This window comes from Halomonas maura (assembly GCF_030409305.1).
Taxonomy (GTDB): domain Bacteria; phylum Pseudomonadota; class Gammaproteobacteria; order Pseudomonadales; family Halomonadaceae; genus Halomonas; species Halomonas maura.
The window spans coordinates 1-22,775 of sequence record NZ_JAUFPQ010000009.1 but is presented as its reverse complement, the minus strand read 5'-3'; the positions used below and the strand labels follow the sequence as shown (position 1 = coordinate 22,775).

Genomic DNA, 22,775 nt, shown 5'->3' with positions numbered 1-22,775 from the left:
ATGACGACTACGCCGGCGTTACCGGCGATATCGTGCGCCCCAGGGCGCCTGGAAGGCGCCCTGGGGGCAATCACAAGATCGCGATGACCAAAAGAGGCGGGAGGCACAGCCGAACGTTCAGAGGAAGCTGCGCTCCTGAGAGATGACCAACCGACTGTCTAGATGGCGTCGAAGGCCGCCAGCACGGCGTCGCCCATGGCCTCGGTGGTCACCGTCTCTGTGCCGCTCGAGGCGATGTCGGCGGTGCGCAGGCCATCGTCGAGCACCTGCCCCACGGCGGCCTCGATGCGTTCGGCCAGCGCGGCCTCACCCAGCGAGTAGCGCAGCATCATCGCCACCGAGAGGATGGTCGCCAGCGGGTTGGCGATGTTCTGGCCGGCGATGTCAGGGGCGCTGCCGTGGCAGGGCTCGTACATGCCCTGGCCGGACTCGTTGAGCGAGGCCGAGGGCAGCATGCCGATCGAGCCGGTGAGCATGGCCGCGGCGTCGGAGAGGATGTCGCCGAACATGTTGCCGGTGACCACCACGTCGAACTGCTTGGGCGCTCGGACCAGTTGCATGGCGGCATTGTCGACATACATGTGCGACAGCTCGACGTCCGGGTACTCCGGCGCCAGCCGCTCCATGACCTCGCGCCACAGCATGGTCACCTCGAGCACGTTGGCCTTGTCGACCGAACAGAGCTTCTTGCCGCGCTTCTGCGCCATCTCGAAGGCCACCCGGCCGATGCGCTCGATCTCCGCCTCGGAGTAGACGTAGGTGTTGTAGCCGACCCGCTGGCCATCGCGCTCCTCGATGCCCCGCGGCTGGCCGAAGTAGATGCCGCCGGTGAGCTCGCGCACGATCATGATGTCGAGCCCGGCGACCAGCTCGGGCTTGAGGCTGGAGGCCTCGGCCAGCTGCGGATAGAGCAGCGCCGGGCGCAGGTTGCCGAACAGGCCGAGCTCCTTGCGCAGACCCAGCAGGCCCTTCTCGGGGCGCTTGCTGATGTCCTCGAGCTTGTCCCACTTGGGCCCGCCCACGGCGCCGAGCAGGATGGCGTCGGCGGCGCGTGCCTTGGCCAGGGTGCTCTCCGGCAGCGGCGAGCCCTCGGCGTCATAGGCGGCGCCGCCGACCGGTGCTTCCTCGACCTCGATATCCAGCCCGCGGGCCTGGCAGGCGACCAGCACCCGGCTGGCCTGGGCGGTGATTTCCGGGCCGATGCCGTCGCCCGGGAGAACCAGAATCTTGCGTGTCATCGTATCTTCCTTGCTGGGGTAAGAGGAGCTGACTCGGGCGCAGGCCGCCGAGGAGGCGCTGTGAACCCATCCCTGGGCGCTACCGGCGCCATCCATGGCGCAGGACCTCCTCTTTGGCCTGCCCCCGACGCTCCGCTGCCATGTGCGTTAAGAGGCAGGCCTGGATCAACACTCGCCGTTGAAACGAAATCCCCCAGGCGCCCTTCGAACCCTGCTCCCGACCTCAGGCACTGGCCTCGTCGCGGAACAGCCAGGGCCGCGCCTCGCGATGGTTCTGCTCGAAATCGCGAATGGCATCCTCGTTCTGCAGGGTGATGCCGATATCGTCGAGGCCTTCGAGCAGGCAGTGCTTGCGGAACGCGTCAACCTCGAACTCGAGGATCTCGCCGGACGGCGTGACGACGCGCTGCTGTTCGAGATCCACGTCGAGGCGATAGCCCTCGGAGGCCTCGACCTCGGCGAACAACCGGTCGACGACGCTTTCGGGGAGCTTGATCAGCAGGATGCCGTTCTTGAAGGCGTTGTTGTAGAAGATGTCGGCGAAGCTCGGCGCGATCACCACCCGGAAGCCGAAGTCGGCCAGCGCCCAGGGCGCGTGTTCCCGGGAGCTGCCACAGCCGAAATTCTGGCGGGCCAGCAGCACGCTGGCGCCCTGGTAGCGCGGCTGGTTGAGCACGAAGTCGGGATTGAGCGGACGATTTGACACGTCCTGGCCCGGCTGGCCCTCGTCGAGGTAGCGCAGCTCGTCGAAGAGGTTGACGCCGAAGCCGGTGCGCTGGATCGACTTCAGGAACTGCTTGGGAATGATCAGGTCGGTGTCGACGTTGGCGCGGTCCAGCGGCGCGACCAGGCCGTCGAGGCGTTCGAATTTCTGCATGGCTCAGGCCTCCTGCTGCTGGGTGGCGTCGTTGGCGGCGTCGCCGAAGTCGCGAACGTCGACGAAATGGCCGGCGATGGCGGCGGCGGCGGCCATCGCCGGGCTGACCAGGTGGGTGCGCCCGCCGTAGCCCTGGCGACCCTCGAAGTTGCGGTTGGAGGTCGAGGCGCAGTGCTCGCCGGCGCCCAGCTTGTCGGCATTCATGGCCAGGCACATGGAACAGCCCGGCTCGCGCCACTCGAAGCCGGCCTCGAGGAAGATCTTGTCGAGGCCTTCTTCCTCGGCCTGGCGCTTCACCAGGCCGGAGCCCGGCACCACCATCGCCAACTTGATGGAATCGGCGACCTTCTTGCCGCGGGCCACCTTGGCGGCCTCGCGCAGGTCCTCGATGCGCGAGTTGGTGCAGGAGCCGATGAACACCTTGTCGAGGCGGATATCGGTGATCTTCTGCTTCGGGGCGAGCCCCATGTATTCGAGGGCGCGAGTGATGCCCGTGCGCGCGGTCTCGTCGGCGGCCTCGGCCGGGTCCGGCACCTCGCCACCAATGCCGGTGACCATCTCGGGACTGGTGCCCCAGGAGACCTGCGGCTCGATCTCGCCGGCCTCGAGGGTCACCACCTTGTCGAACTCGGCGTCGGCGTCGGAGACCAGCGCGCGCCAGTCGGCCAGCGCGGCCTCCCACTGCTCACCGGCGGGGGCGTAGTGGCGCCCCTCGAGGTAATCGATGGTGGTGTCGTCGACGGCGATCAGGCCGACCCGGGCCCCGGCCTCGATGGCCATGTTGCAGACCGTCATGCGGCCTTCCATGGACAGCTCGCGGATGGCGCTGCCGGCGAACTCGATGGCATAGCCGGTACCGCCGGCGGTACCGATGCGGCCGATGATGGCCAGCACGATATCCTTGGCGGTGACGCCGGCGCCGAGGGTCCCCTCCACCCGCACCTGCATGTTCTTCATCTTCTGCGCCAGCAGGCACTGGGTGGCCAGCACGTGCTCGACCTCCGAGGTGCCGATGCCGTGGGCCAGGGCCGCGAAGGCGCCATGGGTGGCGGTGTGGGAGTCGCCGCAGACCACGGTCATGCCCGGCAGGGTGGCGCCCTGCTCCGGCCCCACCACGTGAACGATGCCCTGACGGGGATCGTTGATGCGGTATTCCTCGATGCCGAACTCGGCGCAGTTGTCGTCCAGCGTCTGCACCTGGATCAGCGACACCGGATCCTCGATGCCGGCATTGCCCTCGGCACGCTCCTTGAGGGTGGTCGGCACGTTATGGTCCGGGGTCGCCAGGTTGGCATCGAGGCGCCATGGCTTGCGCCCCGCCAGGCGCAGGCCCTCGAAGGCCTGTGGCGAGGTCACCTCGTGGAGCAGCTGGCGGTCGATATAGATCAGGGCGGTGCCGTCGTCGCGCTCCTTCACCAGGTGCTGCGACCACAACTTGTCGTAGAGTGTCTGGCCTGCCATCTCGTTCTCCCGGGCCTGCGGCCCTGTGCGTGTCCGGTCGGTCATCGGGTGGGCCTGTGTGACACCGGCGACAGACCTGAGAGGAGGCGCTGCAACCCCATCCGGGGGCGCGCACGACGCCGTGCCTGGCGTAGGACCTCCTCTGCGGCCTGCCCCCGGCATCAGGGACAGTCACCCTGCGCAATCTTGGTTCTAGGTCGCGCTTTGACGAGAGTGTCACGCGGCAAGCACATAAAAGCAATTCATGTTATTTATTCAATGGATTCCTTTCGGGAATACTCATCGAGCCGCAAGAGGACACGCCATGGACACCCAGAGCCTGCAGGCCTTTCTCGCCGTGGCCGACACCGGCAGCTTCTCCCGGGCCGCGGAGCAGCTTCACCTCACCCAGCCCGCGGTGAGCAAGCGCATCGCCGTACTGGAAGGACAGATCGACGCCCGGCTGTTCGACCGCATCGGCCGCCGGGTGGCGCTGACCGAGGCCGGCCGGTTGCTGCTGCCCCGGGCCCGGCAGATCCTGGTGATGGTGGACGACAGCCGCCGGGCGCTGGGCAACCTGGAGGGGCGGGTGGCCGGCAGCCTGACGCTGGCCACCAGCCACCATATCGGCCTGCACCGCCTGCCGCCGCTGCTCAAGACCTACACCGGCCGCCACCCGGAGGTCCGGCTGGACCTGCACTTCCTGGATTCCGAACAGGCCTATCAGGGGGTGCTCGACGGCGAGCTGGAGATCGCCGTGGTGACCCTGGCGCCGCATCCGGACACCCAGCTCGAGGTGGTGCCGGTGTGGGTCGACCGGCTGTGCTTCGTCTGCGCCCCGGACCACCCGCTGGTCGACCGCGGCCGGCTGGGGCTGCATGAGCTGTGCGACTTCGACGCCGTGCTGCCCGGCCCGCTGACCTTCACCCGCGGCCTGATCGAGGGCCGCTTCGCCGCCGCCGGCCTCCGGCTCCCCGTGGCGCTCTCCACCAATTACCTGGAGACGCTGAAGATGATGACCGTCATCGGCCTCGGCTGGAGCCTGCTGCCGGAGGGGCTGGTGGCCGGGGAGCTGCACGTGCTCGAGGTGGATCATCCCCCCATCCAGCGTCCCCTGGGTTACCTGGTGCATCGCAGCCGCACCCTGTCCAACGCCGCCCGGGCCATGCTCGAGCTACTCGATGAGGCCCGGGAGGAGGACGCGCGGCAGTGGTCAAGCTGAATCAGCAAGCCCCGGCGCCTCCTTGAGGCAATCCGAGGACTTGCTTAGGATGCTATGTTTCTTGTCGCTGACCTTTCACTCCCGCCCGTCAACCAGGAACCTCGCCATGTCCGCCCAGAGCGCCGATGCGGCCTCCGCCCAGGTCGCCCCCCGCCATGCCCTGGCCGGCCTGGCGATTCTCGTCGGCCTGCTGTCGCGGATCGCGAGCCTGGCCTGGTGGCCCGCCATCGAGGCACTGACCGGCCCCGCCCTGTGGCTGGGCACCGCCCTGCTGTGGCCCGACCTTCCACGGCGCAACCGCCGCCAGGCGGGGCTGCTGGCGGGCATCGGCATCGGCCTGCTGCTGATCGCGAGGTTTGGCTACGGGGCCGGGGTGGACTGGTCCAGCATGCTGGATGGCAACACCCAGGTGGTGGCCATGCTGGTGGGGGTGAGCTTCATCGGCCTGATCGGCAACCGGCGTGGACACTCGCCCCCCGCCGGACCGCCGGTCACCGGGCGACGCGGCCTGGCCGGCACCTGGCTCGGCGTACACCTGCTCGGCACCATCCTCAACCTGTCGACGGTGTTCATGGTCGGCGACCGCCTGGCCCGACGCGCCCCGCTGACCACGCCCCAGCTGCTGGCGCTCAACCGGGGGCTGTCCAGCGCCGCGCTATGGTCGCCCTTCTTCGCCTCCATGGGCATCGTCATCACCCTCGCGCCGGCGATGGATTACGCCACCGTGCTGGCCCACGGCCTGCCGCTGGCACTTTGCGCCGGCCTGGTGACGCTGATCGAACTGCCTCGCCGCTTCGACCTCAGCGATACCGCCGGCTTCTCGATGGCGCCGAGGAGCCTGCTGCTGCCGGTCGTCATGGCGGCGCTGGTGATGGGCTTCCACTTCGGCCTGACGCCGGCGCTATCGATCGTCGCCATCATCACCTTCCTGATGCCGGGCACGGCGCTGGCGACCAACCTGATTCACGGGCCACGCTGGACCCTGGGACGGCTGCATCGTCACACCCTGACCCGACTGCCGGCCATGCGCGGCGAGATATCGCTGTTCCTGTGCGCAGGGCTGCTCACGCTGGGGCTCTCGACCCTGGCCGACGCCGCCACCGAGGGCGGCTGGACGCTGTTCGAGAGCTTCGGCGCCGGCGAGGCCACCCTCAGCTTCCTGGCCATTCTGGCCAGCGCCGTGGCCGGGCTGCACCCGATCATCGGGGTCTCGGTGCTGGCCTCGGTGCTCGAGCTGGCGGATGGTCAGCAGACGCTGTTCGCCTTCACGGCACTGGCGGCCTGGGCAGTGGGCACCAGCGTCGGGCCACTGTCGGGAATCAATCTCTCGCTGCAGGGGCGCTATGGCGTCAGCGGCACCCGAATGATGCGCGAGAACCTGCGCTATGCGCTGATCATGGCGGCCCTGGTGGTGACAGGCATCCTGGTGATGGCCTGAATCGGCGCCATGATTGCAGCCGCCTGAGCCCCGCCAGCATCGGGACCGGCCTGCCCGGTGGCGGTGATTCCCCTCGCCGCCCCGCCGCCCCTCACCGATGATGCCGCCCCACACCCCGCTATCGGTGTCCCGACGGCGCGCCGCAGAGAACGCCTCGTGGTCAGCGCCAGCGGCACACGGCCGACCTCCCCGACGACGGCACCCAGGCTCGAACCATAGCGCCGTAGCAATAAAGAATGAGCATAATCATGCGTGCAAACTCCATCACACGCTGTATCTTTTTGTTACATGGTAGATACATATTCACTGGCGAGCACAGCACAGGGAGCGCGACCCTCCTCCAGCATGCCTTCGAGGGACTCGACCTACCTGCCAGCAGAGAGAGTACGGCATGGTAAAGAGAACGTTTGATATCTTGATATCATCTTTCGCCCTGGCATTGCTTGCACCCCTGTTCTGCAGCCTGGCAGTGGCGGTGTATTTCATGATCGGCTCCCCGGTGCTGTTCCGGCAATTACGCCCTGGCCTGAACGGTTCTCCTTTCGAGATCATCAAGTTCAGAAGCATGCGGGAGGCGCTTGACGATACAGGCGAGCCCTTGCCTGACGGACAGCGCTTGACCCGTTTCGGCTCGTGGCTGCGCGCGACCAGCCTGGATGAACTCCCCGAGTTGTGGAATGTGCTCAAGGGCGACATGAGCCTGGTGGGCCCCCGCCCGCTCTGCATGGAATACCTCCCCTTGTACAACGACGAGCAGGCGCGACGTCACAATGTACGTCCCGGCATCACGGGCTGGGCGCAAGTCAACGGACGCAATCGAATCTCCTGGCAGCGAAAGTTCGAGTTCGACGTCTGGTATGTCGATAACCGGACATTGCTCCTCGACCTGCGCATCCTCGTTCTCACAGCCAAGAGCGTGTTGAAAAGAAGCGGCATTTCAAGTGAAACGCACGCGACGATGGAAGACTTCACAGGAAACTAGGCTTCGTCTGAAAAGTCGGCGAGCGATGGCCAGGGCTAGGCCCGCTCCCGGCGGGCCAACGCACTTCCCACATCCATGTGGGGCACGAGGCAAGAGTCGACGGCATATCGGCAAGGACTGCCGCATTGGGCAGCAGCGCTGCTCGCAGAGCGAGCGACATGGATGTCACGAATCGAAAGGCGGACAGGCTCGCGTGAGAGTTTAGGCGGTGTCAATGAGTACTTTGACCAGCCTCGCGCACGAGCCGATTGTTAACGCCGGATGGGCGAGCTCTGGCAGTTTTCAGACAATGCGTAGATCGGTATAGGACCCATGCCACGAGGACTATGACATGTTCAATATCGTATCCACCGAGAAGGAATGGAGAAAGGAGTTAACCGCGTTCAAGGGCTATGACTTCTATCATACCTGGGACTATCACGACATCAGCAGGCAGAACGGGGAGGGAGAGCCTGTTCTTTTCGTCTATAAAAGCGAAACCTGCAGCATATGCTGGCCGTTGCTGTTGCGCACCTTCAAAGCGGGAAACAGGCAGTGGCGAGACCTCACCTCGGCATACGGGTATCCTGGCCCCCTGGCAAAGGGAGTGATAAGCACTGCCGACGAGTCGAAATGGAGGCACCACATAATCCGCTGGTGCCACGATCAACGGATCGTCTCGATTTTCTCCCGCCTCAACCCCTTGGTCGGGCACGACCCGATCCTCGAGGAATTAGGGGAAACCAGGACTATCGGCACCACCATCCCCATTGATCTCAGAGTCCCGCTAGACGAGCAGAGAACAAAATTCAGGGCAAGCCTGAAACGGGGGATCAACAAACTGACGCGCATGGGCAGTATTTGCAGGGAGGTCGAGCCGCTCGATCATCTGGAGGACTTCATCACCATCTACGAAGAGACGATGCGATTCCGCAATGCGAAGGACCAATTCTTCTTCAGCAGGGAATATTATCGCCGCATCGTCACTGCCAGGGACTTCGAGACGAAGATGTATGGCGTCTTCATGGACGGCAGGATGGTGTGCACAGGCATCTTCATCTTTACTGAAACAATCGTCCAATACCATCTGGGAGGAACGCTACCCAGCTTCTACAGCTACTCTCCCAGCAAGCTCCTCTACGACAAGGTGCGGATCGATGCCACCGCGAAAGGAGCGGAGTGGTTCATGCTGGGAGGCGGGCTCGGCGGTAACAACGACCCGCTCCTGTACTTCAAGTCGGGATTCTCGGACCTCACGATGCCCTACAGGGTGGCAAACATCATCGTGGATCCAGCGGCATATGGGTACCTGGAACGTCTGGCCATCGCCTCGGCGAGAAAGACCGGAGACACCCTCGACCCGGGGTTTTTCCCGAGTTACCGAAGCGTGCCCGGTGTGGCCGTCGATCAATGGTACAGCACGGCCAGGCCTCTCCCCGTCGATGCCTGATAAGGGGTGTCGGTGGGCGGCAAGCTGATCTTCACCGCCCGGAGCGAGCAGGCGATCGCCACGGGGCAAACGAATCACTGACCGGTTGCCCTGTCGGCGTCGCCCGCAGGATGCGCGAGGCTCAGTCCAGGGGTGCCCGCACGAAATAGCGATGGCCGCACTGATGACAGGGCTCGATACGGGTGATGCTCTCGAGCTCGACGATGGCCTCGCAGTGGGTGCAGGCCATGCGCCCAGGAGCCGCCATCTCGCCGGCCGTGTAGTCGGCCCGTGAGGCCTCCAGGTCCTCCTCGAGACGCTCGCGCTCGACCAGGCTGCGGTCGGCGATGGACAGCAGCGACTCCATCACCTTGCGGGAGAGCACCGAGAGGTCGATGCCCAGCCAGCTGGCCACGCCCTCGCCGCCGGCGCCCAGGTAGCGACGCATCTCCTTGAGGTCGCGCTCGACCCAGGCGCGCAGCAGCGACAGCTCGTCCCGGGTGAACTCCTCCACATCTGCCTCGAACTCCACGGCCTCGTCGAGTTCCTTCTGCAGGTTCTCCCGATTGAGTTCGCCGGCGCCTTCCTTGAGACGGGACAGCACCCGCTCATAGGCGTCCCTCAACCGATGGTCCTGATGCTGCGGATCCTTGTGCTCGCTCATGCTGGTCTCCTCGTGTCCGCACTGGGCCTGGTGGCCAGGCCACCATAGCCGGGGCCTGCCGTGCTGGGGTATCCTTGCGACCCAACGGTTCTTCCATTTAGACGACATGCCGACGGCGAATCAATGGGTTCCCCGCCTCGACGGGGCGAACCTTGACGCCGGACAAGGCCCGCTGACATGCGCAGCGCCCCGGGCGCTGCTCTCGACTAGCAAGGTACCCGAAGACAGCGATGGACGCACAATACAAGCCCTTTGACACCGAACGCGACGCCCAGTACTACTGGGACAAGAACCAGTGCTTCAAGGCGGTGGAAGACGCCGGCCGCGAGAAGTTCTACTGCCTGTCGATGTTCCCCTACCCCAGCGGCAAGCTGCACATGGGGCATGTGCGCAACTACACCATCGGCGACGTCGTCTCCCGCTATCAGCGCATGCAGGGCAAGAACGTCCTGCAGCCGATGGGCTGGGACGCCTTCGGCATGCCGGCGGAGAATGCCGCCATCAAGAACCAGGTGCCGCCGGCGAAGTGGACCTACCAGAACATCGACTACATGCGCGACCAGCTCAAGGCGCTGGGCTTCGCCTACGACTGGAGCCGTGAGTTCGCGACCTGCGACAGCGACTACTACCGCTGGGAACAGTGGTTCTTCACCAAGCTGGTGGAGAAGGGGCTGGTGTACAAGAAGATGTCCACCGTCAACTGGGACCCGGTGGACCAGACCGTGCTGGCCAACGAGCAGGTCATCGACGGCTGCGGCTGGCGCTCCGGCGCGCCGGTGGAGCGCAAGGAGATCCCGCTGTGGTTCCTCAAGATCACCGACTACGCCGAGGAACTGCTGGCTGACCTCGACAAGCTCGACTGGCCCGAGCAGGTCAAGACCATGCAGCGCAACTGGATCGGCAAGTCCCGGGGCGTGGAGCTGGCCTTCGACGTCGCCGACCACGAGGACACCGCGCTGGAGCCGCTGCGGGTCTACACCACCCGCCCGGACACCCTGATGGGGGTGACCTACGTGGCCGTGGCGGCCGCTCACCCGCTGGCCCGCGCCGCCGCCGAGGACAACCCCGAACTTGCCGCCTTCCTCGAGGAGTGCAGCCATGGCGGCACCTCGGAGGCCGAGCTCGCCACCATGGAAAAGAAGGGCATGAACACCGGCTACCAGGCCGTGCATCCCCTCACCGGTCGTCGCGTGCCGATCTACGTGGCCAATTTCGTGCTGATGGAGTACGGCACCGGCGCGGTCATGGCGGTGCCCGCCCACGACCAGCGGGACTGGGAGTTCGCCAACCAGTACGCCCTGCCCATCGAGCCGGTGATCGCCGAGGCGGATGGCCAGGCCCCGGACCTCAGCGAGGGCGCCCATGACGACTATGGCGTGCTGATCAACTCCGGCGAGTTCGATGGCCTGGACTTCCCGGCGGCCTTCGACGCCATCGCCGCCAGGCTGGCCGAACAGGGCCACGGCGAGGTCAAGACCCACTTCCGCCTGCGTGACTGGGGCGTGGCCCGCCAGCGCTACTGGGGCGCGCCGATTCCGGTCAAGTACGGCCCCGAGGGCCAGACCGTGCCGCTCACCGACGCCGAGCTGCCGGTCGAGCTGCCGCTGGAGGTCACCGTGGACGCCTCCGGTTCGCCGCTCAAGAAGATGCCCGCATTCAGTGACCTGGGCGACGGCTGGGTGCGCGAGACCGACACCTTCGACACCTTCATGGAGTCTTCCTGGTACTACGCGCGCTTCGCCTGTGCCGACAACCCGGAGGCGATGCTCGACGAGCGCGCCAACTACTGGCTGCCGGTGGACCTCTACATCGGCGGCATCGAGCACGCCATCCTGCACCTGCTCTACGCGCGCTTCTTCCACAAGCTGATGCGCGACTTCGGCCTGGTGGACTCCGACGAGCCCTTCCAGCGCCTGCTGACCCAGGGCATGGTGATCGCCGAGACCTTCTACCGGCCCACCGAGAACGGCGGCAAGGACTGGTTCAATCCGGCCGATGTGGCGGTGAAGCGCGACGACAAGGGCCGCCCGCTGAGTGCGGTGCTCGAGAGCGATGGCCAGCCAGTGGAGATGGGCGGCATCGAGAAGATGTCCAAGTCGAAGAACAACGGCGTCGACCCCCAGGCGATGATCGACCGCTTCGGGGCCGATACCGTGCGCCTGTTCATGATGTTCGCCGCGCCCCCCGAGCAGTCGCTCGAGTGGTCCGACTCCGGCGTCGAGGGGGCTCACCGCTTCCTCAAGCGCCTGTGGCGGCTGGTGGCCGAGCACCTCGAAGCCGGCACGCCCGGCGAGCTCGACGTCAGCGCCCTCGAGGAGCCCCAGCGCGAGCTGCGCCGCAAGACCCACGAGACCATCAAGAAGGCCAGCGACGATATCGGCCGGCGCACCACCTTCAACACCGCCATCGCCGCGGTGATGGAACTCACCAACGCGCTGGGCCGCTTCCACAACGACGGCGAGGACACCAGTCCGCTGGGCCTGGCCGTGGCCCGCGAGGCGGTGGAGGCCTGCGTGCTGCTGCTGGCGCCGATCACCCCCCACGCCTGCCACGCGCTGTGGGCCGAGCTCGGCCATGACGAGCCAGCCATCGATGCCGCCTGGCCGGCACTCGACGAATCCGCCCTGACCCGCGACACCATCGAGCTGGTCGTCCAGGTCAATGGCAAGCTGCGCGCTCGCCTGGAGGTCCCGGCCGATGCCGACAAGACGGCCGTCGAGACCCAGGCCATGGCAGCCGAGAACGTCCAGCGCCATGTCGAGGGCAAGACGCTGCGCAAGGTCATCGTGGTGCCCGGCAAGCTGGTCAACATCGTCGTCGGCTAAGGGCCGGAAAGGAGCTTCCATGCAACGTCGCACCCTGCTTCGCCTGAGTCTCGCCGCCGGTGCCTCCCTGGCCCTGGCCGGTTGCGGCTTCCACCTGCGCGGGTACGGTCGTTCCGCGCTGCGCCTCGAGGCACTGGCCATCGCCGGCAGCGAGGGCGAGTTCCGGCGGGTGGCCACGGAGCGGCTCGAGGCCGCCGGCACCCAGGTGCGTGACGACGCCCCCCTGGTGCTCAACCTCGGCGCCGGGGAATACGTGGAGCGCAGCCTGAGCGTGCTCGACTCGGGCAGCCAGGAACACGAGATGACACTGCGCGTGCCCTTCTCGATCCAGCGGCGCGCCGATGGCGCCTATCGTCTCGACCAGCAGGCCCTGGACGTCAGCGAGCGCTTCGACGTCAGCGATGACAACCTGCTGGCCGGCGACGAGCAGCGCGAGGCGGTCAAGGAGCGACTGCGCCGCGAGGCCGCCCGCCAGTTGCTCGACCGCCTGCGCCCGCTCGCCGAGGCATGAAGGGCGTATCGTGAAGGTCTTTCCCGACAAGCTCGAACCGGCCCTGGCCAAGTCACTGCCCCCGGTGGTGATCGTCGCCGGCGACGAACCCCTGCAACACATGGAGGCCTGTGACGCGGTGCGCGGCGCCGCCCGGGGGGCGGGCATCGAGGAACGCGAGGTGCTCCACGTGGAGGCCAATTTCGCCTGGGGGCGACTCACCGAGGCATCGGCCAGCCTCTCGTTGTTCGCCTCGCGCAAGCTCATCGAGTTGCGCCTGGGCAGCGGCAAGCCCGGTCAGGAGGGCGCCAAGGCGCTGCGCGAGTACGCCGAGGGCATGGCGACGAGCGACAACGTGCTGCTGATCGCCGCCGGCAAGCTCGACTACCGGGAGCAGAAGAGTGCCTGGTTCAAGGCGCTGGACAAGGCCGGGCTCTTCGTTCCGGTCTGGCCGGTGGACGCCTCTCGACTGCACTTCTGGCTGCGCGACCGGGCCAGTCGCCATGGCCTGACGATGGACCTCGATGCCGCCCGCCTGCTCGGCGAGCGCACCGAGGGCAACCTGCTGGCCGCCGACCAGGAGCTGCAGAAGCTCGCCCTGCTGTCCCCTCCCGGCGCGCGGATCTCGCCGCAGCAGGTCGCCGGAGGCGTGGAGGACAGCGCCCGCTTCGATGTCTTCACCCTGATGGATGCCTGCCTCAAGGGCGAGCGGGTCCGCGTCGCCCGGATCATGGCCGGCCTGCAGGGCGAGGGGGTCGAGGCGCCCATCGTGCTCTGGGCATTGACCCGCGAACTACGCCTGCTGCTCTCGCTTCACCAGCACCTGGACCAGGGCCAGAGCCTCGAGCATGCCTGCAAGGCGCAGAAACCCCCGATCTTCGACAAGCGCCGCCCCGCCTACCAGCAGGCCCTGAGTCGCCTGCCCATGAAACGCCTGCACAAGCTGCTGCTGTTCGCCCAGCGACTGGACCTGGCGATCAAGGGCGCGAGCCCCATTCCCCTCTGGGACGGCCTCCACGACCTGGCGCTGACGCTGGCCGGCGGCCGTGGCCCGCTGGCGGAACTGCCCTCCTCCTATCGGATCGGCTGAACCTCTGGAACACTGGCCGCCCCGGCCATAGGCATGGGCCCTCATGCATAGCGTATGACATAGTTCATGCGCGGCGCTCGAACGAAAGAGGGGCGTAGCGGCACGGTCCATCGCGGTGCAACCCCAGGACAATCAACGCAGAGTCGTGAAACGTCAGTGACTTATCCTCTATACTGTCGGGGCATCGCCGCCGGCATGGGATAAGGAGACCCCATGCAGAGCGGACCCGAGCCGGACCAATACGAGACAGAAGAAGGAATGCCATCATGAAACGACTCAGCCGACTCCTCAGCCCGCTCCTGATCGCCGCCCTGGTCCTGGGCAGCCTGCCGGTCGCCGCCGCCCCCGTGTCGGCCGGCGATGATCTGGTCGGCACCACGGCCGTGCTCGACGCCGCCTCCACCCGGAGCGATCGAGCCAAGATCCGTGAAGTCCTCGCCCGCGACGACGTCCAGCAGCAGCTCCTGGTCCAGGGCGTCTCGCCGACCGAGGTGGAAGCCCGGGTGGCCGCCCTCTCCGACGAAGAAGCCCGCCAGATGGCCGAGCGTCTCGATCAACTGCCCGCCGGGGCCAGCGTGGTCGGCGTCCTCTTCGCCGTCTTCGTCATCCTGCTGGTGACCGATATTCTCGGCCTGACCGACGTCTACCCCTTCACCCGCTGAGACCCGAGGCAGCGAATGACCGGCCCCTTCCGGCCACCGCAACGCAAGAACGCCCGCATCGCGGGCGTTCTTGTCATGTTGGCCTATCTGTTGTTGCTGACGGGGTGCGCAACCGCCCCCCAACTGACGCCCGCCACTCGAGCCGCCTTGCCCGACCGGGTACACCTCGACGACGTCCCCTTCCATGGTCAGCGTGACTACCAGTGCGGCCCGGCGTCCCTGGCCATGGTGCTCAACGCCGGCGGCCAGGACGTCGGTGTCGACGCTCTCATTCCCCAGGTCTTCCTGCCCGGCCGGGAAGGCAGCGTGCAACCGGAGATGCTCGCCACGGTACGCCGCCAGGGGATGATCCCGTTCCGCCTCCCGGGGGAGTTCGGCGCCCTTCTCGAGGAACTGGCGGCCGGGCATCCGGTGGTGGTGATGCAGAACCTGGCGCTCCCCGCCTGGCCGCTGTGGCACTATGCGGTCGCCATCGGCTACGACCTGCCGGGCGAGTCACTGATCCTGCATACCGGCATGACGCCCGAGCGTGCCGTCGACATCGCTCGCTTCGATGCCACCTGGGCCCGTAGCGACCGCTGGGCCTTCGTCGCCCTGGCACCGGGCGAGCTGCCGGCAAGCGTCGACGCCGATGCCGCCACCCGGGCGATTGCCGATTTCGAGGCAGTGCAGGACAGCCGGGCGGCCCTGCCCGCCTGGCAGGCCCTGGCCGAGCGCCATCCCGGCGCAGCGATGGTGCAGTTCGCCCTGGGCAATGCCCAACACGCGACCGGCGATCTTCCCGGGGCGTTGGCGGCCTACCGTGCCGCCACGACAGCCGACCCCGAGCTGGCACCGGCGTGGCTCAACCTGGGCCTGCTGGCGAGCCGGGAGGGGGACCTGCAGACGGCACATCGGGCCCTGGCACGGGCGGCCGCACTTCCCGGGCCCTGGCAGGCGAGGGCAAGTAAAGAGCTGGCAGCCCTCGATCAGGAGACAGATGGATGAGTTACGACATCGTGTTCAAGCGCATCTACCAGGCGCCGGACCCCGGAGACGGCGCCCGGGTGCTGGTCGACCGGCTATGGCCACGGGGCAAGCGGAGGGAGTCCCTGGCACTGACCGACTGGTATCGTGATGCCTCGCCCTCCCCCGCCCTGCGTCGGCAGTACCATCAGGGGGAGATCAGCGACGCCGTCTTCGCCACCCGCTATCGAGGTGAGTTACGAGACGCCCCGGAATGCCTGCTGCCGCTGATGCGGCACGCCCGGCAGGGACGCCTGACCCTGCTCTCGGCGGCACGGGATCTCGAGGACTCCTATCTGCCGATTCTCAGGGAGGCGCTGCTCAAGTCCCTCGAGGACGAAGATGCCGGCGACCGGGAGCCAAGCTCGCCACCATGCTATGACCGAGATTGTCAGGAGCATTAACAACGAGAGAGCACTGTAGCGCCCCATTCTTATCCGATATCTCCCTGTCATGACATCACATCGAGCAACGTGATACCTCAGCACGCGACCAAGGCCGCCTTGGTCGCCACCAGAGCCAGCATTCACGCCAACCTGCCGTAAAAGCCAGTGAGCCGCGATGGCGGTGCCCGGCTGGGAAAGCGCAACTAGCTGAACCGCCAATCACACCACTACTGGCGTATGCGAAGATAGGGACAGGGCGTCGACTGAAGCAAAGTTCAACCGAACTTCAGGACTATCTCGCCTATCGCGGCTCGTGCATCAGGCTGGCGACCCATCCCTCGCGCCGCATCAATGCCCGGCGATCGACGCTGAGGACCGAGCAGCCGCTCAGCCCCGCCACCGAGGCAAGCCCGATCGGCCAGCGGCTCAGTCCTACACAACAGCGTGATCCGTGACTGGACCATGCAAAGCCGATCGCCGCCAGTCGCGATAGGCCACCCAGGAGCAGCAACAGATTACCGAGTGGAAGCGCATTCACGCCATTGCTGGCACGCTCGCAGCGCGCTCAGTAGGACGCGCCCCCCCGCTCCTCCAAGTGATGCCAAGTCACCAGTGACGTAAGGTGGGCCCATAACACCGCAGCAAGATCAGCAGCCACGCCGCCAGAATCGGCCACAGCGGCAAGCCAATCTCCTGGAAGCCCTCGGCGTCCAGCCATCTTCCGGTGCGCCATATATCGAGCGATCCGATTTCAGCATGGGACACAAACAACAGCCCCAAAGCGCATCTTCCCCATCCAGGCACTGTCAACGATCTCCCAGGTAGGGCGCTGCAAGTATCGGCCCCATGTCGCCAATGATGGAACGAGTCAATACCCTCAGGGTGCGACGATCACGCATGTGACGACAGCGCACAACCACTAGCTGTTGATACCGTCCACAGTGACGTAGTCTTCGTCTTCAAGCTACAAACACTCTATGCCGTCCGCTCAGACCCCATGATACTGCCGATACCAGGCCACGAATTGCCTTACACCTTCCTCCACGCCGATCCGCGGCCGGAAGCCAGTGGCCGCGTAAAGTGACTGGGTATCGGCATATGTCCGCGGGACGTCACCCGGCTGCATGGGCAGGTAGCGACAGTCCGCATAGCGTCCGGTGGCGGCTTCCACCGCGCGAATGAAGTCCATCAGGCCAACTGGACTGCCATGGCCGATATTGTAGAGCGCATAGGGGGCACTACTTCCGTCCGGCGTCCCCGTTGCCGGCTTCCAGCTGGGATTAGCTCGTGGGATGACGTCAAGGAGACGCACGATGCCTTCGACGATATCATCGATATAGGTAAAGTCTCGCGACATGTCACCTTGGTTGTAGACTTCGATGGGACGCCCCTCCAGAATCGCCTTGGTGAACTTGAACAGTGCCATGTCGGGTCGCCCCCAAGGGCCGTAAACGGTAAAAAAGCGCAAGCCCGTGGTGGGAATATCATAGAGATGGGAGTAGGAGTGCGACATCAGTTCATTGGCCTTCTTGGTGGCCGCATACAGGCTGACGGGGTGATCGACATTATCGTGGGTGGCAAAGGGCATCCGGGAGTTCATGCCGTACACCGAACTGGATGACGCATAGACGAGATGGCTAACGCTATAGCGCCTGCAGCCCTCCAAAACATTGAGGTGGCCCACAAGATTGGAATCCACATAAGCATGAGGGTTGTCCAGCGAGTAGCGTACCCCGGCCTGTGCCGCCAGATGAACCACCTTGTCGAAGCGGTGTTCGGCAAACAGAGCCGCCATGTGATCCTGGTCGCTTAGATCAAGTCTGTGGAAAGCAATGTCGTCACGTTCCGCAAGCTGGGCCAGTCGAGCTCGTTTCAACGCGACATCGTAATAGTCACTGAGGTTGTCGATCCCCACGATCTGGTGTCCCCGACCAGACAAACTACGAGCCAATGAGAAACCGATAAAGCCCGCCATGCCGGTAATCAAGATTTTCATTACGGTTCCTCTACCAGTGCCGTGATGTTCGGGATGCCGTGCCATCCCATATGCCATGCATACCGCCATATACGGTATGGCTGGCTCCCCTGCCACGCAGTTACATCTCGCCAGATTCGAGTCAGTCCAACCATCCAATCATTATCTCCTGGCTACCTCCCCCTCACTGTCAGATCTACCTCATTGAAACAAAGTGGGTAAGCCGAGAGATTTCCACACCTGAGCATTACGCAACCCATATTCAAGCATGAGAACATATCACTGAAAGATTCTTAATCGCCTATCGAATCATAATCACCAAATTACCAAGAAACCACCACTCATGGATGAATAAAATAACCTTGGTAACAGACAGGACACCCATTACCCTTAATAACAAGAATTAACAATAAAAGCACCTTGATTACTTTAAGTAAAAAAAAGCAAAAAACACAAAACAACATTTTTCTAATAACACCATCTGGGTCAACGGGAAAAACGATCGCCTTTGCGACACCTATCGGCATGCTAGAGAACATCAAATGCCCCACTTTACTTTGCAATAAGAAGCATATTTACACACCACCAGCAACATGAATATAAAAAAGTACTCATTCATCACCTTCACTACCATGAGTCAACAAACACCACGAGCCCTTTCGAAGAAAGCGCACTGACCAACACTCAACAACTTCAATCATGCCAAGCAAATTGTAATTAAGAGGCCGAAACATGGACATCACAACATCGCTAAAAGAGTCACGTGTTGCCATCATCGGCCTAGGCTATGTTGGACTGCCGCTGGCGGTTGAGTTTGGCAAGCAATATCCGACACTGGGGTTCGATATCAACGTCAAGCGCATCGCCCAACTCAATGATAGTGTTGACACAACACGGGAAGTCGAACCAGAACAGCTGCGCCTCGCCAAGCAACTCACATTCTCCTGTGAACTCGAGCAGCTACGCGACAGCAACGTCTACATCGTCACCGTACCCACCCCCATCGACAATCAGCATTGCCCGAACTTGGAGCCGCTGATCCGTGCCAGCCAGACGCTTGGGCAAGTGGTAAAGCGTGGCGACGTCGTGATTTATGAGTCGACCGTATATCCTGGGGCTACTGAAGAAGAATGCATCCCCATCATCGAGCACGTCTCGGGGCTTACCTACAACGTCGATTTCTTCGCCGGGTACAGCCCGGAGCGCATAAATCCGGGGGACCGGGAACATCGCGTGAACTCGATCAGGAAGGTCACTTCAGGCTCTACCCCAGAGATCGCAGCGTTCGTCGATGCGCTCTATTCATCGATCATTACAGCGGGTACTTTCAGCACCAGCTCGATCCGCGTCGCAGAGGCCGCCAAGGTCATCGAGAACACCCAACGTGATGTCAATATCGCCCTGATCAATGAACTGGCAATGATATTCAATCGACTGGACATCGATACGGAGGAAGTTCTGCAAGCGGCCGGCACGAAATGGAACTTCCTTCCCTTTCGGCCCGGTCTGGTAGGTGGCCACTGCATCGGTGTCGACCCTTACTATCTGACTCACAAGGCTCAGCAGGTCGGATATCACCCCGAAGTCATCCTGTCGGGCCGACGTATCAATGACGGCATGGGGGCCTATGTGGCGGGGCAACTGGTCAAGCAGATGATCAAGCAGCGCATCCATGCGCAAGGCTCACGGGTCCTGGTGCTGGGCTTGACGTTCAAGGAGAACTGTCCCGACCTGCGCAACACTCGAGTAATCGATATCATTCACGAACTTGCCGACTTCAATGTATGCGTGGATGTCTACGATCCCCACGCTGATATCGATGAAGCCGTGCGTCGCTACGGCATCCGTCCGGTGGACGCCCCCGAGGAATGCGCCTATGATGCCATGATCCTGGCCGTGGCCCATCGGGAGTTTCATGACCTGGGTACGGCGCGCATACGCAGTTGGGGAAAGCCGCAGCATGTGCTCTACGACCTTAAGTATATGCTAAGTAATGGGGATGCGGATCTGCGGCTGTGAAGAGGCGCTTGCAGCAGTCACTACCGGCTACGTCTCTCCCCTGATAGTGAAGCAGTTGTCAGAAAAACATGAAGAACGACGCCAAGCCAGTCGGATCCGTTTGAGAGCGCATAAATCCTCACAACACACACCCAGCAGGTGCACCGATCCGAAAGTCACTCCTCAACTCGTTTCCGTTGAGATCGAGATAGCCGATGCTCATCGGTCCGGTCAGCCTGGTATGGTTGTCCCGGCACACATGGCCCTGTAGTGGCATAGTGGATCCATTCGTCCGGTAAAATCGTCTCAAGCTGCATCGAGGTAGTTCCAGTGATACGGAGATACTATAGCGCTCGCTTCCGCTGATCGGCTGCAACACGAGAAAGCCCCTAGGGAAACCCACACTGCTCAACAGCGCCCGTACTGATCGCGAAACCGTACGATGTCGTCTTCGCCCAAGTAGGAACCCGACTGCACCTCGATAAGCTCCAGCGGAATCCTGCCGGGGTTTTCGAGGGCATGCACCTGGCCAATGGGAATATAGGTGGACTCATTCTCGCTGACCAGATAACTCTCTTGGCCATTGGTGACTCTTGCCGTTCCCGACACCACCACCCAGTGCTCGGCACGATGGTGGTGCATCTGCACCGAAAGTTTGGCGCCAGGCTTAACGGTAATATGCTTGACTTGGTACCGCTTCCCCTGATCGATACTGTCATACACTCCCCAGGGACGGTACACCTCGCGATGGCTGGCATGCTCGCTGCGACCCTCCGCCTCGAGCCGCTCCACAATCTGCTTGACCTGTTGCACGCGATCCTTGCTGGCCACCAGCACGGCATCCTTGGTCTCCACCACCACCAGATGCTCTACGCCCACGGTGGCCACCAGTCGATGGTCGGCGTGCACCAGAAGATCATGGCTATCGTGAAGTAGCACATCGCCTTGACAGGCATTGCCTTGGGCGTCGCGCTCACTGACCTCCCATATCGCCGACCAGGAGCCAATATCGCTCCACCCCGCCTCCAGGGACACCACGCAGGCGTGTTCGGTACGCTCCATCACCGCATAGTCAATGGAGTCTGCCGGACAGGCCTGAAAGGCCTCGGCATCCAAGCGAATAAAATCGAGATCCGCCGCCGCCCCTTCCAGCGACGCCCGGCAGGCACTCACCATGGAAGGCTGGAAACGTTCCAACTCCTCCAGATAACGACTGGCACGAAACAGGAACATGCCGCTGTTCCAGTAATAATCACCGGTCGCCAGGTAGTCTGCCGCGGTGGTGGCATCGGGCTTCTCGACGAAACGCTCGACCCGGAACCCCATGCCGCCTCGTGCTTCCCCGCGCTGAATATAGCCATAACCTGTCTCGGCGTGTGTAGGCACTACCCCGAAAGTGACCAGTTGCCCTTGCTCGGCCAATGCTCGGGCCCAGGCCACGCTGGCGTGGAAAGCGGCCACATCGGTGATCAGGTGATCGGCGGCCAGCACCAGAAGCAGCGCATCGGGTTCCGACGCTACCGCCTGCAGCGCCGCGAGCGCAATCGCCGGAGCCGTATTGCGCCCCACTGGCTCCAGCAGAATACGGGCATTGGCCACGCCCTGCTGGCGCAATTGCTCGGCCACCAGAAAGCGGTGCTCCTCGTTACAGATCAGTAGAGGCGCACGGTGCTCAAGACCAGCAAGACGTCCCAAGGTCTCTTGCAGCATGCTGCCCTCACCAGTCAACGGCAGGAACTGCTTGGGATGCATCTGGCGCGACAATGGCCAGAGACGTGAACCGTTGCCCCCTGCCAAGACGACCGGTGTAATCATTGCGTAAACTCCTTTTCTTCGTCAGTTGGAGTTGCACCGCTTCGGCGGGCACTTGCCCCTTTGAGAGACGTCCAGCAAGCCCATGTATCGTGCGCTCAATCCCGTTGAATTCCGGCAGAGATCGTTTCGCTGGTCTAGACAGGCCGGATCCCGAAAGAACTCACCCAAGAGTTCAAGCCAACCACGAGACTATTCACAACCAGGAGGAACAAGTTGACCAAGATGCAGAGCATGGTTTCGACGGCCTTACCAGCGATCAGCCGCACGAGTTACGACGCCTGCGACAAGACAACGAGCAGGTACGTTAAGAGCGTTATATCTTGATAAAGGCCGCGGCCTGGTTCACTCGGGTGACCTACATCAAGTTACCGACTCTTCAGGGGTGCAGAAGTGAGTCGGGGCCAACATGGGGGCGCCACCCTGTGCCATGCATAGTGGCCGCTGGTGGCGACTATGCATGGCATACCATGCCAGCCTTCTGCCAGCGATGTGTGCAACAATGTGATGAAGTCACGGATCCAGACGATTCATGACTAGTCCCTAGGAATCTACGGGCCCCCTCACCTACATTTCACTCCCGAACACTCATGAGCACCGATGTGAAGCCAGAAACTGGCTGCAGGATATAGCGAATATCCCGCGATAGACGCCAGTGACGCATATATTCCAGGTTCAACCGCAATTTATCAGGCCAGAGCATCTCACGACTGTAGCGGTCCAGATCCGATTGGCTGGTCAGCCGCGACTCCCATTGCGATAGGCCAGCATCGCCGGCCCGGTAATGACGCGACGCAGGCCCAGAACTGCCCGCTGTTCCCTTTCCAGCCAACCGGCAAAACCGGGCATATCCGGTCGCAGGCCCGCAGGGCTCATCTGCCCCAACAGGACGATAATCAGCTGCGGCGGCTCATTCAACCAGAGGCTGCGGAAGAAGCGACAAAGCGGAGTGTTACGCGTGTCGTTGCCGGCGGTCACCGTCATGATACGCACGGTGGGTGGCCGCATTGTGCAATTCACGATAATCATGAACAACTTGCCATGTGGGCCTCCATGCTGCCGCATAAACCATCCGTTCTGCCGGGTATCCAGCGCGGCCAGCAGTCATGCAAGCGCTATCAACCAGAAGGTCAGTATCAGACCTGCAGCCGCCCCAGTATGTCGAAGCCGCACTTGAGTGCGTTCTGGCCAGGAGACAACTGAGCTATGGTGATTTCTGGTGTACGGGAGAAGGTAGGAAGGGTGGCGTATCCTGTTGATTGA

At 63.5% G+C, this 22,775-nt stretch carries 18 protein-coding genes; 11 read left to right on the top strand and 7 right to left on the bottom strand.

All coding sequences use genetic code 11. The features are described from left to right. Positions 1-158: 158 nt before the first annotated feature. The 3 genes from leuB to leuC form a co-directional block, all read right to left on the bottom strand. On the bottom strand, positions 159-1,238 hold the full coding sequence (gene leuB / locus QWY76_RS02175; RefSeq protein WP_290309468.1) for a 3-isopropylmalate dehydrogenase: 1,080 nt from the start codon (positions 1,236-1,238) through the stop codon (positions 159-161). Between the two features lie 223 nt (positions 1,239-1,461). Continuing rightward, on the bottom strand, positions 1,462-2,115 hold the full coding sequence (gene leuD, locus QWY76_RS02170; RefSeq protein WP_290309467.1) for a 3-isopropylmalate dehydratase small subunit: 654 nt from the start codon (positions 2,113-2,115) through the stop codon (positions 1,462-1,464). A gap of 3 nt (positions 2,116-2,118) precedes the next feature. After that, a complete protein-coding gene (leuC, locus tag QWY76_RS02165) occupies positions 2,119-3,576 on the bottom strand; it encodes a 3-isopropylmalate dehydratase large subunit (RefSeq protein WP_290309466.1) in 1,458 nt (485 codons plus the stop codon). A 304-nt stretch (positions 3,577-3,880) separates the two neighbouring features. On the opposite strand from leuC, the gene QWY76_RS02160 reads away from it, so the two are divergent. The 4 genes from QWY76_RS02160 to QWY76_RS02145 all read left to right on the top strand — a co-directional run bounded on the left by QWY76_RS02160 (position 3,881) and on the right by QWY76_RS02145 (position 8,626). Then, positions 3,881-4,777, top strand: coding sequence for a LysR family transcriptional regulator (locus QWY76_RS02160; RefSeq protein ID WP_290309465.1), 897 nt, complete (start codon positions 3,881-3,883; stop codon positions 4,775-4,777). A 106-nt stretch (positions 4,778-4,883) separates the two neighbouring features. Further along, on the top strand, positions 4,884-6,215 hold the full coding sequence (locus QWY76_RS02155; RefSeq protein ID WP_290309464.1) for a hypothetical protein: 1,332 nt from the start codon (positions 4,884-4,886) through the stop codon (positions 6,213-6,215). Positions 6,216-6,606: 391 nt separating this feature from the next. Beyond that, on the top strand, positions 6,607-7,197 hold the full coding sequence (locus QWY76_RS02150; protein ID WP_290309463.1) for a sugar transferase: 591 nt from the start codon (positions 6,607-6,609) through the stop codon (positions 7,195-7,197). Positions 7,198-7,528: 331 nt separating this feature from the next. Continuing rightward, complete coding sequence (locus QWY76_RS02145) at positions 7,529-8,626, top strand: GNAT family N-acetyltransferase (protein ID WP_290309462.1); 1,098 nt, start codon at positions 7,529-7,531, stop codon at positions 8,624-8,626. Between the two features lie 121 nt (positions 8,627-8,747). Here QWY76_RS02145 and QWY76_RS02140 read toward each other — a convergent pair whose 3' ends face one another. Beyond that, a complete protein-coding gene (locus QWY76_RS02140; RefSeq protein WP_290309461.1) occupies positions 8,748-9,269 on the bottom strand; it encodes a zinc ribbon-containing protein in 522 nt (173 codons plus the stop codon). Positions 9,270-9,499: 230 nt separating this feature from the next. On the opposite strand from QWY76_RS02140, the gene leuS reads away from it, so the two are divergent. The 6 genes from leuS (at position 9,500) to QWY76_RS02110 (ending at position 15,745) form a co-directional block, all read left to right on the top strand. Beyond that, a complete protein-coding gene (gene leuS / locus QWY76_RS02135; protein ID WP_290309460.1) occupies positions 9,500-12,094 on the top strand; it encodes a leucine--tRNA ligase in 2,595 nt (864 codons plus the stop codon). A 19-nt stretch (positions 12,095-12,113) separates the two neighbouring features. Next, the gene (locus tag QWY76_RS02130) at positions 12,114-12,605 is read left to right on the top strand and encodes an LPS-assembly lipoprotein LptE (RefSeq protein WP_290309459.1); all 492 of its coding nucleotides are present in this window, start codon (positions 12,114-12,116) and stop codon (positions 12,603-12,605) included. Positions 12,606-12,615: 10 nt separating this feature from the next. After that, complete coding sequence (gene holA, locus QWY76_RS02125; protein WP_290309458.1) at positions 12,616-13,674, top strand: DNA polymerase III subunit delta; 1,059 nt, start codon at positions 12,616-12,618, stop codon at positions 13,672-13,674. 266 nt (positions 13,675-13,940) lie between these two features. After that, positions 13,941-14,336, top strand: a complete 396-nt coding sequence (locus QWY76_RS02120) for a PA2779 family protein (protein ID WP_290309457.1) — start codon at positions 13,941-13,943, stop codon at positions 14,334-14,336. A 147-nt stretch (positions 14,337-14,483) separates the two neighbouring features. After that, the gene (locus tag QWY76_RS02115) at positions 14,484-15,323 is read left to right on the top strand and encodes a PA2778 family cysteine peptidase (protein ID WP_290309456.1); all 840 of its coding nucleotides are present in this window, start codon (positions 14,484-14,486) and stop codon (positions 15,321-15,323) included. Beyond that, the gene (locus QWY76_RS02110) at positions 15,320-15,745 is read left to right on the top strand and encodes a DUF488 domain-containing protein (RefSeq protein WP_290309455.1); all 426 of its coding nucleotides are present in this window, start codon (positions 15,320-15,322) and stop codon (positions 15,743-15,745) included. The genes QWY76_RS02115 and QWY76_RS02110 overlap by 4 nt, the downstream gene beginning before the upstream one ends. Positions 15,746-16,715: 970 nt before the next feature. Here QWY76_RS02110 and QWY76_RS02105 read toward each other — a convergent pair. Then, positions 16,716-17,723 (bottom strand): NAD-dependent epimerase, encoded by a 1,008-nt coding sequence (locus QWY76_RS02105; protein WP_290309454.1) that lies wholly within the window; start codon positions 17,721-17,723, stop codon positions 16,716-16,718. A 711-nt stretch (positions 17,724-18,434) separates the two neighbouring features. On the opposite strand from QWY76_RS02105, the gene tviB reads away from it, so the two are divergent. Continuing rightward, a complete protein-coding gene (gene tviB, locus QWY76_RS02100; RefSeq protein ID WP_290309453.1) occupies positions 18,435-19,721 on the top strand; it encodes a Vi polysaccharide biosynthesis UDP-N-acetylglucosamine C-6 dehydrogenase TviB in 1,287 nt (428 codons plus the stop codon). A 387-nt stretch (positions 19,722-20,108) separates the two neighbouring features. Here tviB and QWY76_RS02095 read toward each other — a convergent pair whose 3' ends face one another. Both QWY76_RS02095 and QWY76_RS02090 read right to left on the bottom strand, forming a co-directional pair. Beyond that, the gene (locus QWY76_RS02095) at positions 20,109-21,515 is read right to left on the bottom strand and encodes a mannose-1-phosphate guanylyltransferase/mannose-6-phosphate isomerase (RefSeq protein ID WP_290309452.1); all 1,407 of its coding nucleotides are present in this window, start codon (positions 21,513-21,515) and stop codon (positions 20,109-20,111) included. Positions 21,516-22,250: 735 nt separating this feature from the next. Continuing rightward, entirely contained in the window at positions 22,251-22,604 is a 354-nt protein-coding gene (locus tag QWY76_RS02090) for a sugar transferase (protein WP_435388946.1), read from the bottom strand. Positions 22,605-22,775: the final 171 nt, after the last annotated feature.

Bases quoted from the DNA above. Each gene is read 5' to 3' on its own strand.
- leuB (WP_290309468.1), bottom strand. From the start codon at position 1,238: ATGACACGCAAGATTCTGGTTCTCCCGGGCGACGGCATCGGCCCGGAA.
- leuD (WP_290309467.1), bottom strand. From the start codon at position 2,115: ATGCAGAAATTCGAACGCCTCGACGGCCTGGTCGCGCCGCTGGACCGC.
- leuC (WP_290309466.1), bottom strand. From the start codon at position 3,576: ATGGCAGGCCAGACACTCTACGACAAGTTGTGGTCGCAGCACCTGGTG.
- QWY76_RS02160 (WP_290309465.1), top strand. From the start codon at position 3,881: ATGGACACCCAGAGCCTGCAGGCCTTTCTCGCCGTGGCCGACACCGGC.
- QWY76_RS02155 (WP_290309464.1), top strand. From the start codon at position 4,884: ATGTCCGCCCAGAGCGCCGATGCGGCCTCCGCCCAGGTCGCCCCCCGC.
- QWY76_RS02150 (WP_290309463.1), top strand. From the start codon at position 6,607: ATGGTAAAGAGAACGTTTGATATCTTGATATCATCTTTCGCCCTGGCA.
- QWY76_RS02145 (WP_290309462.1), top strand. From the start codon at position 7,529: ATGTTCAATATCGTATCCACCGAGAAGGAATGGAGAAAGGAGTTAACC.
- QWY76_RS02140 (WP_290309461.1), bottom strand. From the start codon at position 9,269: ATGAGCGAGCACAAGGATCCGCAGCATCAGGACCATCGGTTGAGGGAC.
- leuS (WP_290309460.1), top strand. From the start codon at position 9,500: ATGGACGCACAATACAAGCCCTTTGACACCGAACGCGACGCCCAGTAC.
- QWY76_RS02130 (WP_290309459.1), top strand. From the start codon at position 12,114: ATGCAACGTCGCACCCTGCTTCGCCTGAGTCTCGCCGCCGGTGCCTCC.
- QWY76_RS02120 (WP_290309457.1), top strand. From the start codon at position 13,941: ATGAAACGACTCAGCCGACTCCTCAGCCCGCTCCTGATCGCCGCCCTG.
- QWY76_RS02110 (WP_290309455.1), top strand. From the start codon at position 15,320: ATGAGTTACGACATCGTGTTCAAGCGCATCTACCAGGCGCCGGACCCC.
- QWY76_RS02105 (WP_290309454.1), bottom strand. From the start codon at position 17,723: ATGAAAATCTTGATTACCGGCATGGCGGGCTTTATCGGTTTCTCATTG.
- tviB (WP_290309453.1), top strand. From the start codon at position 18,435: ATGGACATCACAACATCGCTAAAAGAGTCACGTGTTGCCATCATCGGC.
- QWY76_RS02095 (WP_290309452.1), bottom strand. From the start codon at position 21,515: ATGATTACACCGGTCGTCTTGGCAGGGGGCAACGGTTCACGTCTCTGG.